General features: G+C 47.6%; 13 protein-coding genes and 1 pseudogene. 7 read left to right on the forward strand and 7 right to left on the reverse strand.

Features of this window, described 5'->3' with window-relative positions; translation table 11 throughout:
- Nucleotides 1–33: 33 nt before the first annotated feature.
- A complete protein-coding gene (locus tag NOM72_RS14425; protein WP_023467294.1) occupies nt 34–246 on the reverse strand; it encodes an SE1561 family protein in 213 nt (70 codons plus the stop codon).
- 84 nt (nt 247–330) lie between these two features.
- On the opposite strand from NOM72_RS14425, the gene yfkAB reads away from it, so the two are divergent.
- From yfkAB to NOM72_RS14440, 3 genes and pseudogenes are all read left to right on the forward strand, one after another.
- Complete coding sequence (yfkAB, locus tag NOM72_RS14430) at nt 331–1,443, forward strand: radical SAM/CxCxxxxC motif protein YfkAB (protein ID WP_023467293.1); 1,113 nt, start codon at nt 331–333, stop codon at nt 1,441–1,443.
- 86 nt (nt 1,444–1,529) lie between these two features.
- The gene (locus tag NOM72_RS14435; RefSeq protein ID WP_023467292.1) at nt 1,530–1,712 is read left to right on the forward strand and encodes a hypothetical protein; all 183 of its coding nucleotides are present in this window, start codon (nt 1,530–1,532) and stop codon (nt 1,710–1,712) included.
- Between the two features lie 68 nt (nt 1,713–1,780).
- Nucleotides 1,781–2,935 (forward strand): annotated as a pseudogene (locus NOM72_RS14440) (MFS transporter); the annotation flags it as partial.
- A gap of 41 nt (nt 2,936–2,976) precedes the next feature.
- Here NOM72_RS14440 and NOM72_RS14445 read toward each other — a convergent pair.
- A complete protein-coding gene (locus NOM72_RS14445) occupies nt 2,977–3,264 on the reverse strand; it encodes a hypothetical protein (RefSeq protein WP_023467290.1) in 288 nt (95 codons plus the stop codon).
- A 163-nt stretch (nt 3,265–3,427) separates the two neighbouring features.
- Nucleotides 3,428–4,357 carry a DMT family transporter gene (locus NOM72_RS14450; protein WP_023467289.1) on the reverse strand — a complete coding sequence of 310 codons (930 nt, stop codon included), beginning with the start codon at nt 4,355–4,357 and terminating at the stop codon, nt 3,428–3,430.
- Between the two features lie 185 nt (nt 4,358–4,542).
- Between NOM72_RS14450 and NOM72_RS14455 the strand changes: the two genes are divergently transcribed.
- On the forward strand, nt 4,543–6,492 hold the full coding sequence (locus NOM72_RS14455) for a heavy metal translocating P-type ATPase (RefSeq protein WP_023467288.1): 1,950 nt from the start codon (nt 4,543–4,545) through the stop codon (nt 6,490–6,492).
- A gap of 49 nt (nt 6,493–6,541) precedes the next feature.
- Here NOM72_RS14455 and NOM72_RS14460 read toward each other — a convergent pair whose 3' ends face one another.
- From NOM72_RS14460 to NOM72_RS14475, 4 genes are all read right to left on the reverse strand, one after another.
- Entirely contained in the window at nt 6,542–7,450 is a 909-nt protein-coding gene (locus tag NOM72_RS14460) for a YihY/virulence factor BrkB family protein (RefSeq protein ID WP_050677394.1), read from the reverse strand.
- An 86-nt stretch (nt 7,451–7,536) separates the two neighbouring features.
- The gene (locus NOM72_RS14465) at nt 7,537–7,965 is read right to left on the reverse strand and encodes an NUDIX hydrolase (protein ID WP_023467286.1); all 429 of its coding nucleotides are present in this window, start codon (nt 7,963–7,965) and stop codon (nt 7,537–7,539) included.
- Nucleotides 7,966–7,993: 28 nt separating this feature from the next.
- A complete protein-coding gene (locus NOM72_RS14470) occupies nt 7,994–8,905 on the reverse strand; it encodes a guanosine-inosine kinase (RefSeq protein ID WP_023467285.1) in 912 nt (303 codons plus the stop codon).
- 178 nt (nt 8,906–9,083) lie between these two features.
- On the reverse strand, nt 9,084–9,977 hold the full coding sequence (locus tag NOM72_RS14475; protein WP_023467284.1) for a 1,4-dihydroxy-2-naphthoate polyprenyltransferase: 894 nt from the start codon (nt 9,975–9,977) through the stop codon (nt 9,084–9,086).
- A 159-nt stretch (nt 9,978–10,136) separates the two neighbouring features.
- Between NOM72_RS14475 and NOM72_RS14480 the strand changes: the two genes are divergently transcribed.
- The 3 genes from NOM72_RS14480 to menH are packed head-to-tail and all read left to right on the forward strand — an operon-like array spanning nt 10,137 to nt 13,928.
- Complete coding sequence (locus NOM72_RS14480; RefSeq protein ID WP_255999387.1) at nt 10,137–11,522, forward strand: isochorismate synthase; 1,386 nt, start codon at nt 10,137–10,139, stop codon at nt 11,520–11,522.
- Nucleotides 11,512–13,155, forward strand: a complete 1,644-nt coding sequence (gene menD / locus NOM72_RS14485; RefSeq protein WP_255999388.1) for a 2-succinyl-5-enolpyruvyl-6-hydroxy-3-cyclohexene-1-carboxylic-acid synthase — start codon at nt 11,512–11,514, stop codon at nt 13,153–13,155. Before NOM72_RS14480 ends, menD begins: the two co-directional genes overlap by 11 nt.
- Entirely contained in the window at nt 13,152–13,928 is a 777-nt protein-coding gene (gene menH / locus NOM72_RS14490; protein ID WP_055966678.1) for a 2-succinyl-6-hydroxy-2,4-cyclohexadiene-1-carboxylate synthase, read from the forward strand. The genes menD and menH overlap by 4 nt, the downstream gene beginning before the upstream one ends.
- Nucleotides 13,929–13,934: the final 6 nt, after the last annotated feature.

A 13,934-nucleotide genomic window follows, 5' to 3' on the forward strand; every position in this document is an offset into this window, starting at 1 on the left:
ATCCTTTCTCTTTACGCAAATGAAAAAGCGGTCTCAATCTACCGCTTTTTTCGTTTCTTCTTGTTCTTTCATATCCTTTGCATATCGAACGACCTTCGCCTTGAGTTGATCCAGTGATACGATCAGTCGTTCCAAATCTTCGATATCTGATGATTCATCGAGTGAATCGATTGTATGACAGAGAAGCTGCATTCTTGATTTTAGCACATTCATTTGACCAAGTTTATCAGTTCTTGCTTTTCCCATTATTCAGACTTCCTTTCTTCCGCTGGATTCCGACGTTATTTTAGCATACGATACGAAGTGGAGCACTAAAAAGGAGGAGTATCTATGTCACATTCATCACCCATCACGATTGCGAACGATCCGTGGGAAGCTTATCGCGACATTGAACAATACGGCACGGTCCGTTTGACGAACATTGAAGTCACGACAACAAAACTGTGTAACATGCGCTGCGAACATTGCGCCGTCGGTTACATGTTATCCAGTAGCGAGTCACCCGAGATTCCAGTCGAGCTACTTATTCAACGTCTGGATGAAATCGAACATCTGCGTGCCTTCTCAATCACCGGCGGCGAACCGATGCTTTCAATGAAGTCCATCAAGGAGTACGTTGTCCCTTTACTTAAGTATGCCCACGAACGTGGTGCTAAAACCCAAATCAACTCAAATTTAACACTTCCGTTATCTCGCTACGAATTAATCATTCCTTATTTAGATGTCTTGCACATCTCACATAACTGGGGAACAGCTGATGATTTCATCGATGGTGGCTTTGCGATGATGGAACGAAAACCGTCACGTGAAGCACGGACGAAGCTTTTCGAGACGATGAAAGAGAATGCCCGTGTTCTAAATGCACGTGGTGTCATCGTTTCTGCAGAGACGATGATCAATAAACGGACATTACCACACCTTGAAGCGATTCATAAGGAAATCGTCGACATGGGCTGTGTCCGCCACGAGGTGCATCCGATGTACCCCGCTGACTTCGCGTCGATGATCGAAGCAGCTAGCTTGCCCGAAATTCGCGACGGGATCCATCGTTTGCTTGACGTCCGGGATCCGAACGTCTGGATGTTATTCGGAACACTCCCCTTCTATGCTTGTTCGATGGAAGAGGCGGATTTAGAACTTCATCGTCGATTGCGTCAAGAGAAAAACGTCTCTGTTCGCAATGACCCTGATGGACGTTCCCGTCTCAACGTCAACATCTTTGATGGCGAGATCATCGTAACGGATTTCGGTGACGAACTTGCTTCGCTAGGTACGATTCATGAGACATCCTTCAATGATGCTTATGCCGAGTGGCAAGAGACAGAACTGAATAAAAGCTTGTCATGTCACTGCCCTGCGGTGCAATGCCTTGGACCGAACGCGCTTGTGAAAAACGCATATTACCCTGAGATTGATTTCACAAAACAGTCCAGCCGGCTTTAAAACTAAAAAAAGGTTTTGAACGATGGCATCCCGGGAAAAATGTCACAAAGTAGACACATTCTGTTTTTCTAAAAGGGGTGACCGGGATGGAATGGCTCGTAGGTATTGTCGCAATCATCGGTACGTTCAGTATGGTCTTGTTCGTCATGATGGTTGGTATTCGCGCTTCACACAGCATCGAACATGATGAAGTGTTCGATCAGACAGACTGGGACGAACATCTTCTGCATATGCCGCGTCCGACACGTTTTGAACAAGAAAATAAATGAAGCACGCCCCGGTCTCCCGTTTCAGAGACCGGGGCGTGTTATGCTAAAAGAAAAAAGAAAGGTCGTCGTTACTTGTGTCACGTCGTTTTGCTCTTATCTTATCGATCGTCTTCATTTCCGGATTCACGCAAGGTCTGCTGATTCCACTGTTATCTATTTTACTTGAACGCCAAGGAACCCCCGCTTTCATCAACGGTCTCAGCGCTGCCGTTCTCTATATCGGTGTCATCGTCGCCGCCCCTCTCATGGAAGGTCCACTACGACGACGTGGTTATATTCCGGTCATCTCGTTTGGACTCGCTCTTGTTGCAGTAGCGGTTTTCTTATTTCCACTTCTTCCAAGCGTCATTGCTTGGATGATTTTACGGTTCCTCGTCGGATTTGGTGATCAGACGTTACACTATGGATCACAGGTTTGGGTGACGTCCATTACCCCAAATGAACGGTTAGGACGAACGATGTCACTATACGGGATGGCATTCGGTCTCGGTTTTGCTCTCGGTCCTCTTGCGGCACCTCTCGTCGATGTCATCAACTGGCTACCATTCGTGTTGACTGGTACATTGACTGTCATCGTCCTGATCTTGTTATCGCGTATGCCGAACGAAAAACCGTCATCCGTCATGCCGGAGGAGCTGCAAAGCGCCGCCTCACGGTATAAACTTGTCCTATCAACTGCTTGGTTCACGTTACTTCCTGGCTTTACATATGGTTTTCTCGAAGCCACACTGAATGCCAGTTTTCCCGTTTTTGCGACGCGTAACGGGTACGGTCTATCTGAGACGAGTACCTTGATCACGACATTCGTCGTCAGCTCGTTGATCATGCAACTTCCACTTGGACGACTTGCTGATCACTTCGGAAAACGTCGGACGTTAGTAACCGTTCTTTCGATTGGCTCCGTTGCTTTCCTTATCGCTTGCTTCGTCTTCGAACGATACGGTTGGTTATTCGCGATTTTTGCTATTAGCGGGATGGCACTTGGCTCGACGTACTCGCTCGGTGTCGCCTATATGACGGAACAGTTACCGCGACACCTTCTTCCGACGGGCAACTTGCTTGCAGGGATTGCCTTTAGTCTTGGTTCGATCCTTGGACCGATTGCTGGCAGCTTGTTCGTTCTGCTTCCAGCTATGCTTTATTTCAGTCTATTCGTTCTGGTTCTAGCGACACTTGCGTTTCTCTTACGATACGCGAAACGTCACGAATCATCCCGGATCTAAAACAAAGGATCTTGCGCTAATGATGCGCAAGATCCTTTGTTTTATTTCACGATTCCTTCTTGCCGAAAACTCCGCCAGAGCTTATCGTCGATCGCATACGGCTGTTCTTTTGCACGCTTCAGCTCTTCTGTCTCGAGCAGCACGACGACCTCTCGACCGTTGATTGACCACACTGAATCGTAACCTCTCTCCGCCTCGATGATTTCCACATCCACATCTCCATGGGTTTCCTTCAATTGTTGACTGACGCACGTTACGACGAACCGGGCAAACTCATCACGTGGACGACGAGTGGCAATGATCTTTCGAACGATCTCATTCCGTTCCATTCGTTTTCATCTCCTTTCGTTTTATAGTCGCACTAGCCTTTCAGACAAGGCCGAATCGGTCTTCACTTGACCGTACAGAAAAAAGCCGAACGGGTCGGCTTGAGCAACGAACGATTGGGAGTTACTTTGATTGAAACTATTCTTGCACGATTCTGAATCTTCGTCAACCTCGCTTTTGAAACCATACAGGAAGGTACGTCGAGACTAAGATACCACTGACGACGAAGAGTAACCCAAGCAACGCTTGCGGTGGAATCGTCTCGCCGAGAATCAAGGCCGATAAACTGACACCATAGATCGGTACGAAGAACATGAACAACGACACTTTACTGACTGGATTATATTTCATTAGTAAGTTCCAAAGCGTAAATCCAGTCGCTGATAAGAAGGCAAGATACACGAGCATCCAAGCACTTGTCGTTGAAAAGGTGAATGGTGCGACGTGACCATCGAGAATGACTCCTGCGATAAAGAGACCGATTGATCCAATGACCATCGCCCATCCAGTCATCGGTGCCACCGGATAACGTGCCGAGTATTCTTTGGCAATCAAGTTACCGAACGCCCCGGAAACCATTGCTGCGATCAATAATCCTTCCCCTACTCCAAACGAGACACCTTGCCCACCTTGTGGCCAGTTGGCCAAGATGACACCTGTGAATCCAAGGAATAAGGCGAGTCCTTTAAATCGATTCAGTCGATCGTCTTCATATCGAAAATGTGCCAGCAACATCTGAAAGAACGAAGTCGATCCGGCAATGATTGATCCTTGTACGCCAGTTGATAAAGATAGACCGATATAAAAGAAGACATACTGCAAGAACGTCAAAAAGAAGCCGAGACGACTATAGGCGTAGGTCCGCTCCTTCAGTGTGATCGTCTGTTTGAAGACGAAGACACTGACGACAAGTAATAACACACCTGCTAAAAAGAAACGATAGCTCGCAAACAGTAATTGCTCTCCGTATTCGGAAGATGTGATCTGTAATAAGTCATAACTTTTTTTAATGAAGGGAAACGCACTTCCCCACAAAAAAGTCGTCAGTAACGCAAAGACGACGAGTCCAATCCGATGGGTTAAAATTTTTTGCATCTTTCTAGTTCCTTTCCTGTTCCTTTTCACTGAAGCATGGTATAGTAATTCTACAGATAATAATAATTATAATCTAGAGACAATGAAACTCATTATCAATCAGTTAAACTCATTGATATATCACATTCTCATTCTCTTTCTATAATGATTTCATTTCTCATTTACATTTTGAAAGGAGTTTTAATATGACGACTTCCACTACTACCGATGTTCAACAGCGTTCCGTATTCCGTCATGCTTGGGATGAGCATCACGAATTGATTCTAGCATTGTTTAGCGGAATATTGATTTTAGTTGCTTACGGACTCGAAAAATTCAATACGGCGTCTGCCGTTTATGTCACATTGTACTTATCGGCTTATGTAATCGGAGGATATGCGAAAGCGAAGGAAGGATTGACGGAGACGTATCAAGAAAAAACGTTGAACGTCGAATTGTTGATGATTTTAGCTGCCATCGGTGCGGCTGCTATCGGATACTGGATGGAAGGTGCGATCCTCATCTTCATCTTTGCGTTATCCGGTGCCCTTGAGACATACACGATGAATAAGAACGAACGTGCCTTGCAAAGCTTGATGTCTTTACAGCCAGAGGAAGCAACACGTCTGAATGCAAACGGTCAACTCGAAGTCGTCGGAATCGAACAATTAGCGATCGGTAACCTCGTCTATGTTCGTCCTGGGGAGCGGATTCCAGTCGATGGTGTCATCGTTCGCGGTCAAGCCGCGATCGAAGAAGCATCGATTACAGGAGAATCGATTCCGGTTGAAAAACAAACAGGTGATACCGTTTATAACTCGACTGTCAACATGAATGGTGTCTTGACGATTGAGATGACGAAAGCTGCTGACGAATCGTTGTTCCAAAAAATCATTCATATGGTCCAAAACGCACAAAGTGAACAGTCTCCATCTGCTCAGTTCATCGAACGTTTCGAAAGCCGTTATGTCAAAATCGTCCTCCTCGTCGTTGCACTAATGATGGTCCTCCCTCATTACGTCGTTGGCTGGACATTTGAGACAAGTATTTATCGCGCGATGATTCTTCTCGTCGTCGCCTCACCTTGTGCCCTTGTTGCGTCGATTACACCTGCTGCCTTATCTGCAATTGCCGCATCTGCGAAAAATGGCGTTCTTTTTAAAGGAGGCGCCCACATCGAAACGCTCGGTCAAGTCGATACGATCGTCTTCGATAAAACGGGAACACTGACAACAGGGAAACCCGTCGTCACTGAAAGTCGTTACGCGGAAGGCATGGACGTCCGCGCAGTCCAACAAGCGGTTGCTTCCATCGAAGCGCAGTCGAACCATCCACTCGCCCAAGCAATCGTCGATCACTTAAAAACCGATGTCCGCGAACCATCAACGTTTAAGGATGTGACAGGATACGGGATTGAAGCAACTGTCGATGGTGTCACGTATCGTATCGGTAAACGGGCATTCCATGATGGTTTAGACGATCCATTCGTCGCGATCGAACAGTCATTGAAAGAGCAAGGGCATACGATCGTTTATGTCAGCAATGGAGCACAGATCGTAGCGCTTTATGCGTTACGTGATACGATTCGTCCGGAAGCCAAAACAGCGATTGCTGCCTTAAATGATCTCGGCATCGCAACGATCATGTTAACTGGTGACAATCCGGTCACGGCAGCTGCTATCTCACGTGAGGCGGGATTGACGGACTTCGTCGCTGAGTGCCTACCGGAAGATAAAGTCCGCTACATCAAACAATACCAAACAGAAGGTCGGACCGTCGCGATGGTCGGTGACGGCATTAACGATGCCCCAGCCCTTGCATTAGCACATGTCGGGATTGCGATGGGTGAAGGAACGGACGCTGCGCTTGAGACCGCTGACGTCGTCTTGATGAAAAATGATTTAGGTCGTCTTGCCTATGCTGTGCACAAAGCCCGGAAGATGAACCGGATCGTCAAACAAAACATCACGCTTGCGATCGGTGTCATCCTCCTATTGATCGCATCGAATTTGTCCCAGTTCCTCATCATGCCGTTCGCCGTCGTCGGACACGAAGGATCAACGATTCTCGTCATCCTGAACGGTTTACGCCTTCTTCAACAGGATGCTTTACCAAGTCTTCCACAGCGTTCATCTGAAAAACGATTAGCTGCTTAACCATCAAAAAAGCCTGACCGCCACATGGCAGTCAGGCTTTTTTGTACCTTCATCCGAACGTATTCGTCGGAATCGCATCAAGTTCAGCTTGTTCCTTCAAGCGCTTTTCTTCCATTTTCTTCGGATCCGCTTTTTTCATGAACCGTTCCCATGATGCGTTCAATTCAGAACCGAGTAAGATGATCAGCCCTGTGAAGTAGAGCCATAATAACAAGATGACGACACTACCGAGCGAACCGTAGGTCTGATTGTAGTTCGAGAAGTTCGAGACGTAAAATCCGAATCCAACCGATAATAATTGCCAGACGATGACACCAAAAACGGCTCCTGGAATTGCTTCTTTGAATGTAATCGGACGCTTTGGTGCGACGCGGTAAAAGATCGACAGGATACCGATCAATAGAATCGTCGACACGACATACCGTAAGACCGTCAGTAAGACTTTTTGCCCCATATCGATCGGAAGCACGAAATTGGCAAGATACGTGATGATCGGACCACCGAGCACATTCAAGACGATCAGCAGCAACATCCCGATTCCGAGTACAATCGTGAGCAATAAGGCAATCCCACGTGCTGCGACGAAACCACGTGGCGAGAAGTCACCATAGGCATGGTTTGCTGTCGTGATCAAACGATCGACCCCTTTGGAAGCGGACCAGACAGCAAGAATCGCACCAATCGATAACAGACCACCTTGTGGTTCCTTGATGGCTTGGAAAATCGTATCCGTGAATGTGTTGACGGCTCCACCTGGCGCTAAGTCGCGAATTTGTGATTCGAGCGTCTGACGATCGATGTCAAAGAAAGATAAGACGGAAATGACGAAAATGATACCTGGGAAAATGGATAAAAACCAGTAATAAGCGAGTGTCCCTGCATAATCCGTGATGTTATGATCGGACATTCGTTGCTTTAAGTTCAGGGCAAGCCCTTTTGGATCGCGTGAATGCGCCATCGTCATCTCTCCTTCATGAAAAAGAGGCAGTCAACGACCACCTCATTGTTTTAATATACTTTTCCCATTTTATTTCAACTAAAACCTCATTCGTTTTCAGAAAGGATTAATTCATAGAATGGTTCTGTCATTTCTGCCAGCTGTTTGGCAAGTGACGGTGGACGAACCGGTAACGAAGGTAGCTCCGAACGCTTGATCCAGACCGGTGTATAACCCGATCCTTCCTCTTCGAATTCTTCACCCGTACCCGTGCCAAACCGACCACCAATTGTTTTCGCCCAAAAATAAGGATTATCAAATCCATTAAAACGGACGATGGCGGCAATACCGGTCAACTCCACGTCGATTCCAAGTTCTTCATGTGCTTCACGAATCGCTGTTTCTTCTAACGATTCTCCATCATCTTTCCCACCGCCTGGAAAGACATAATACGTTTCGTTCAGTTTATCCCGACGAATCAACGCAATTTGATCCTGTTCGTTTCGTAAAATGATTGCACTTCGTTGAATCGGCATGACGCCACCTCCCTTTTATTATTTCGACTTATTGAAGAGTATCCAGCATTTCAGGAACGAGTCCATTCTCTGTCGAAGCGATGACTTCTGCTGCAACCTTCATACCAAGCTTCAATGCCTCTTCTGCTGACTTTTCTTGTGTCAATTCAGACAAGACAGCAGAGAAGAATGAGTCGCCTGCTCCCGTCGAGTCAACGACTTTTACTTTTTTCGTTCCGACATGACCTGATGTCGCTGTACGACGATCAACGTAGACCGCCCCGAGTTCACTCATCGTCACGACCGTGAACGGAGCACCCTTTTTCGCTAGCTCATTCGCTACATGAATCGCATCTTCAACAGTCACGATCGACAGATCAGACAGAATTTCCGCCTCTTCTCGGCTACAAATGAATCCAGTGAATCCTTGTAGCAGATGACGATTACGTTCGATGACGCTCAAGTGACCACAAACACCAAACAATGGCAACTCCATTTTACGGCATAGATGAATCAAACGTTCTAAAACCGTAACGGACAAATCAAGATCGATTGCAACGGCATCGACTCCATCGAGTGCATAGATTGATTGACGTAAAATCGCCTCTTCGAGCAACTTGGCATCTGGTTGTTTTGAGATCGATGTTTGCAAATCGCCTTCATTATCCATGACAGCTAGCCACATGCCCATTCCATGATCTTCTAACATTTCGACGTGATCCACATTTGCACCGTAAGATTTCAGCTCATCGAGCACTCCCACGCCAATCTGATCATTCGTAACCGTCGAGATAAAGCGAACTTCATTCCCGAGGACGGCTAGATTTTGTGCTACGTTGCGTCCTGTTCCTCCATTTGAAAACGTGATGTCTCCTACGTTTTTCGCATCCTTATGCAAAGGAGCGAACGAAGTTCCTTTTATGTCGACGAATACTTTTCCGATTACCGCGATTTTATTCATTTCAGTTCCACCTCTAACCATATTTCCTGATTTCCGACCTTGTTTGATCTTTCAGGCACATTGCTTCAATTATAGTAAAATTTTAAATCAGTGACAACCGAAGTAGTTTTTTTCTAACTGTTCGTTATCTTCACGTTAAAAAAGCAGCAAGCGGATCGCCTGCTGCTTTGATTAAAGATTAGATATTCGCGATCACGAGACTGATTGCGAGTAAGAGTCCGAAAATCGTGTTCACTTTACCGGTCTGTGCCATGCCAGGCATCAGCTTTTCCGGTGGTAAGTCTTCCCAGAAGAGACGTACTGCTTTGATCATGAGCGGAATACTCAATAACGCGAGTAACGCAAACCATGAAACGTCAAATGCGAGTACAGCAATAATGAGAGACAGGATAGCTGCCGCAAAAAATCCGATCAAGACGTACACGGCACGGCGATGTCCGACGAGACAGGCAATCGTTTTTCGTCCGTTGACCTTATCATTATCCAAGTCCCGAATGTTATTCGCAAGTAGGATTGAACCAATCAAGATGGCGACTGGTACCGAAATCGCAACGGCTTCTGTCGGAACATAACCAATTTGCAAGTACGCCGAAATCGCGATGATAATATACCCCATGAAAAAGCCTGCAACGACTTCTCCAAACGGTGTATAGGCAATCGGAAGCGGTCCTCCTGTATAGATATATCCGACGAACATCGAAATGAGTCCTACGACAAGTAACCACCACGATGTCTCGATGCACAGATACACACCGAGTAATGCCGAGATGCCATACAATGTAAGTGCGAACGCTAGGATCGTTCCCGGCTTGAATCCGTCACGAACGATCGATCCACCGATTCCGACCGACTCCTCCGTATCTAAACCACGTTTGTAATCGTAGTATTCATTGAACAGATTCGTTGCGATTTGAATCAACATCGATGCGATCAACATCGCCACGAACAAATCCAAGCGTATCGATTCCACGCGTGGTGCGACAACTGCCGTACCGACGACGACCGGAACAAAACTTGCTGTTAATGTATGCGGTCGTGTCATTCGCCAATAGACAGCGATTGATTTATTCATATAATAACCCCTTTCCTGTCTAAGTGTATCGGGTTTCGTTTTTTGCTGTCAATGTTCAATCCGAGATAGCTTATTCCTTCTTTTTTGTCCGCAAAAAGTTTACACTTAGATTAAGTGAAACATATCACAGTATCTATAGACTAGGGGGCAATGAGCGGTATGGCTTACGCTCAACAAGAGCTAAAACAGTGTATCGAACAGGCCGTCAGTCAGGCGAACGCCTCACAACGACCTATACTCGCTTCGTATTCATGGGAAATCGAAGCAACTGACATGCGTTCCCTCGAACAGGGTATCGAGGAACGATTTTATTTCGCGACACCTGATCGCTCGATGCGGGCCATCGGGTTTGGCATCGTACAACAACTTCAGGCTTCAGGAACGGATCGTTTTTTACGAATTCAATCGCAATGGGCAAACTTGAATCGCGATCATGTCGGTCATGATTTATTTGCGTTCAGCGGATTTTCGTTTACCGAACTTAAACAACCGGATTATCGTTGGTCTTCCTTCGGAGACGCTTCGATGACGATTCCGAAGTTTTTATTTCTAGAACAAGATGGCAAGACACGTGTGACGATTTTTGCTCGCGTCGAGCCAATGGATCAAGTCGATTCTATCTTAAATGAACTCGCACTCGATTTCGCCAAAGTCAATCAACCGCAACCATCGACTGCCGCAGGCGTCACGCGCTTACGACTATCGCGAGATGGGAATGAAGCCTTTGAAGCTTCGTTCCATCAAGCGATGCACTACTTGGAGACGACACTTGAAAAAATCGTCCTGGCGCGCGAAGTCGTCTATGAGCTGGATCGTCCACTCGACGTAGCCGCTGTCGTCGCTGAACTCGAAGATACGCAGCCCGGCAGCTACGTCTTCTGTTTCCAACCAAATCCGGAAGAAGCCTTTATCGGCGCTACACCGGAACGACTCGTCTTAAAACGTGGACGTCGTCTTGAAACGGCAGCCGTCGCTGGTTCTGCACCACGCCACGCAACGGATGAGATGGACGAAGCACTCGGTCAATCGTTATTACAAGATCAAAAGAACCGGGTAGAGCACGGAATCGTCGCGGATTCGATCGAACGGACATTATCTGTATTTTCAGAGGAACTGGATTGTCCGGATACGCCGATTCTCTTGAAGAATCGCCATATCCAACATCTTTATACACCGATCACAGCTCATTTAAAAGAAGATGTGACGTTATTTCAATTAATCGAAAAACTGCATCCGACACCTGCACTTGGGGGCGAGCCCAAGCAGTTAGCAGTCGATGCCATCCAAGAAATCGAAACGTTCGAACGAGGATGGTACGGTTCACCTGTTGGTTGGATGAACGGACAGGATGACGGGGAATTCATCGTTGCCATTCGATCTGGATTGTTTACAGAACGGGCGGTCTTTCTTTACGCCGGTTGCGGTCTCGTCGAAGGCTCTCATCTCGATAGTGAACTGGCAGAGACGGAAACTAAACTATCACCGATGGTACAAGCACTTGGACACATCGGTTCGATTGAAAAGGATGATATTTATGTTGACTAAGTGGATGCACACGTTAATCGATACGCTCGTCGCTTCTGGTGTCCGGGACTTCGTCATCAGTCCCGGTTCCCGTTCGACACCACTTGCCATTGCTGCTTTTCTGCATCCTTCTAGCCGTACCCACGTCCTTGTTGACGAACGGTCGGCTAGTTTTTTTGCTTTAGGTCTAACACGGACGGAAGAACGCGTTCGTCCCGTTGCGTTGATTTGTACAAGCGGTACCGCTGCGACGAACTATTATTCAGCAGTTACCGAAGCGAACATCTTTGAACTTTCGCTGATCGTCTTGACCGCCGATCGACCACATGAATTACGGAATGTCGGTGCGCCACAAGCTATTGATCAGGTCGATCTTTACGGGAAGCAGGTTCGGCATGCGTTTGATCTTCCGTTAGCAGAAGAAGCGAGCCTTCCTTACGTCGCTCATGTTGCACAACGTGCAACCCTACTCTCTCTGACGGAACCAGCTGGCCCGGTTCAAATCAATGTTCCGTTACGTGAACCGCTCGTGCCGGAACTCGATCTCTTACGGACAGGGCGTCCGGTCGGTGTATTACCTGAACCGATACCGGGCGTAAACAACGCTTTAGCGACCGCACTTCAAGAAGAGCGTCTTCTTTTTGTACTTGGACCACAACTTACTGCGGCGGACAGTCAGGTTGTCATCTCGTATGCGAAACAAGCAGGGATTCCGGTGTTGGCGGATCCACTCAGTCAAGGACGACAATCGCATGATGCTCACGTTTTTGCCTATTACGATACATGGCTCAAACATTCCGCTACCGCTCAGCACGTCCGACCAGACCGAATCATTCGTTTCGGTGCCATGCCGACGTCAAAACCTTATCTGCTTTGGTCTCGGGATATTCCGACGACGGTCGTCGGTCATCCAGGAAACTGGCGCGATCCACAGCTTCATTCGGATTTCGTAATTGGTCACGCGCGACAACTCGCGCATCATGAATCTGTTCCGCATGATCCTGCGTATCTGACACTGTTGCAACAGGCGGAGCGACGCGTCGCCGCTGCTTTTGCGACAATCGATCAAGAGGAGATGACGGAATATAACGTCGTCCGTGCATTGACGACGTTACAGGACGGAAGTCTCTTCGTTTCGAACAGTATGCCGATACGGGATGTCGATACGTTCCTACCGACAGGAACACCGCTTCGTCTACTCGCGAACCGAGGTGCGAACGGAATTGACGGCATTCTCTCAAGCGCTCTAGGAGCAACGTTTGACGCCACACACCGCTATTTACTCGTCGGCGACTTAGCGTTCATTCATGATATCAACGGTCTGATGACAGCACGGACGCTTCCGTTAACGATCATTCTCGTCAACAATGCGGGTGGCGGAATATTTAGCTTTTTACCACAACAGCAACTCGAGCAAGAGGTGTTCGAACCACTTTTCGGTACACCGCAGCATCTCGACTTCGCTTCTCTCGCTTCCGGATATGGCGTAACCTATCAGGCGATCGATTCCATCGCCGCGTTACGTCAAGCACTTGCGGAAGAGACGAACGTCACTCGGATTCTTGAAGTCAAGACGACACGAACAGAAAACGTACAGATGCACCGTTCGATCTGGGACGTGACGAATCATGCGTTAGCCGAGGTGTTCCAATGATTTTGCGTGGGCATACGTATCATGTGAAAATCGAGGGATCGGGTCCACCGCTCCTATTGCTTCATGGTTTTACAGGCTCGCTCTCGACGTGGGACATGCTAAGTGAGCATTTATCGCCTCACTTCACCGTCTATCGCCTTGATTTGATGGGGCATGGAAAAACGACACCGGCGTCTGAGCAACGAATGCGTTTGACGCAACAGGTCAAGGATCTCGAGGCACTGCTCGCTATGCGATCCGAGCCATGGATCGTCCTCGGATATTCGATGGGTGGACGAATCGCTTTAATGCTGAGCGTCGTCTCTGAGCAAATCGCTCGGACGATCGCTGTTAGTACGACACCGGGTATCCAGACGGCAATCGAGCGAAAAGTACGTCGTACATCCGATCGAGTGCTTGCGGAGCGACTCGAAAAAGGCGGACTCGAAGCTTTCATCGATCACTGGGAGACACTTGGACTATTTAAACCCCAAGCCCTTCTGCCGGAATCGCAACGTACGCGACTGCGTCAGGAGCGCCTGTCCCAAACGGTGGAAGGTCTGAGTGCTTCGTTACGTGCACAAGGTACAGGAAGCATGCCATCCCTATGGTCATGCCTTCCGAAAGAGATTGATTGGATCGTCGGGGCAGAGGATGAAAAATTCCGTGCCATCGCTTCACGAGCGGCATCACCTGAAAAAATTCACGTGATTTTGCACGCTTCGCACGCCCCACATATCGACCAACCGCAAAAGTTTGTTACAATGGTAGAGAATCTACTTATTCATCACTAACATATT

The sequence above is a fragment of the Exiguobacterium sp. LL15 genome, from assembly GCF_024436095.1.
In the GTDB taxonomy this organism is placed as follows: domain Bacteria; phylum Bacillota; class Bacilli; order Exiguobacteriales; family Exiguobacteriaceae; genus Exiguobacterium_A; species Exiguobacterium_A indicum.

Excerpts from the sequence above, each read along its gene's own strand:
- yfkAB (WP_023467293.1), top strand. The coding sequence starts at position 331 with ATGTCACATTCATCACCCATCACGATTGCGAACGATCCGTGGGAAGCT.
- NOM72_RS14445 (WP_023467290.1), bottom strand. The coding sequence starts at position 3,264 with ATGGAACGGAATGAGATCGTTCGAAAGATCATTGCCACTCGTCGTCCA.
- NOM72_RS14470 (WP_023467285.1), bottom strand. The coding sequence starts at position 8,905 with ATGAATAAAATCGCGGTAATCGGAAAAGTATTCGTCGACATAAAAGGA.
- NOM72_RS14455 (WP_023467288.1), top strand. The coding sequence starts at position 4,543 with ATGACGACTTCCACTACTACCGATGTTCAACAGCGTTCCGTATTCCGT.
- NOM72_RS14460 (WP_050677394.1), bottom strand. The coding sequence starts at position 7,450 with ATGGCGCATTCACGCGATCCAAAAGGGCTTGCCCTGAACTTAAAGCAA.
- NOM72_RS14425 (WP_023467294.1), bottom strand. The coding sequence starts at position 246 with ATGGGAAAAGCAAGAACTGATAAACTTGGTCAAATGAATGTGCTAAAA.
- NOM72_RS14450 (WP_023467289.1), bottom strand. The coding sequence starts at position 4,357 with ATGCAAAAAATTTTAACCCATCGGATTGGACTCGTCGTCTTTGCGTTA.
- menD (WP_255999388.1), top strand. The coding sequence starts at position 11,512 with ATGTTGACTAAGTGGATGCACACGTTAATCGATACGCTCGTCGCTTCT.
- NOM72_RS14480 (WP_255999387.1), top strand. The coding sequence starts at position 10,137 with ATGGCTTACGCTCAACAAGAGCTAAAACAGTGTATCGAACAGGCCGTC.
- NOM72_RS14435 (WP_023467292.1), top strand. The coding sequence starts at position 1,530 with ATGGAATGGCTCGTAGGTATTGTCGCAATCATCGGTACGTTCAGTATG.
- NOM72_RS14465 (WP_023467286.1), bottom strand. The coding sequence starts at position 7,965 with ATGCCGATTCAACGAAGTGCAATCATTTTACGAAACGAACAGGATCAA.
- NOM72_RS14475 (WP_023467284.1), bottom strand. The coding sequence starts at position 9,977 with ATGAATAAATCAATCGCTGTCTATTGGCGAATGACACGACCGCATACA.
- menH (WP_055966678.1), top strand. The coding sequence starts at position 13,152 with ATGATTTTGCGTGGGCATACGTATCATGTGAAAATCGAGGGATCGGGT.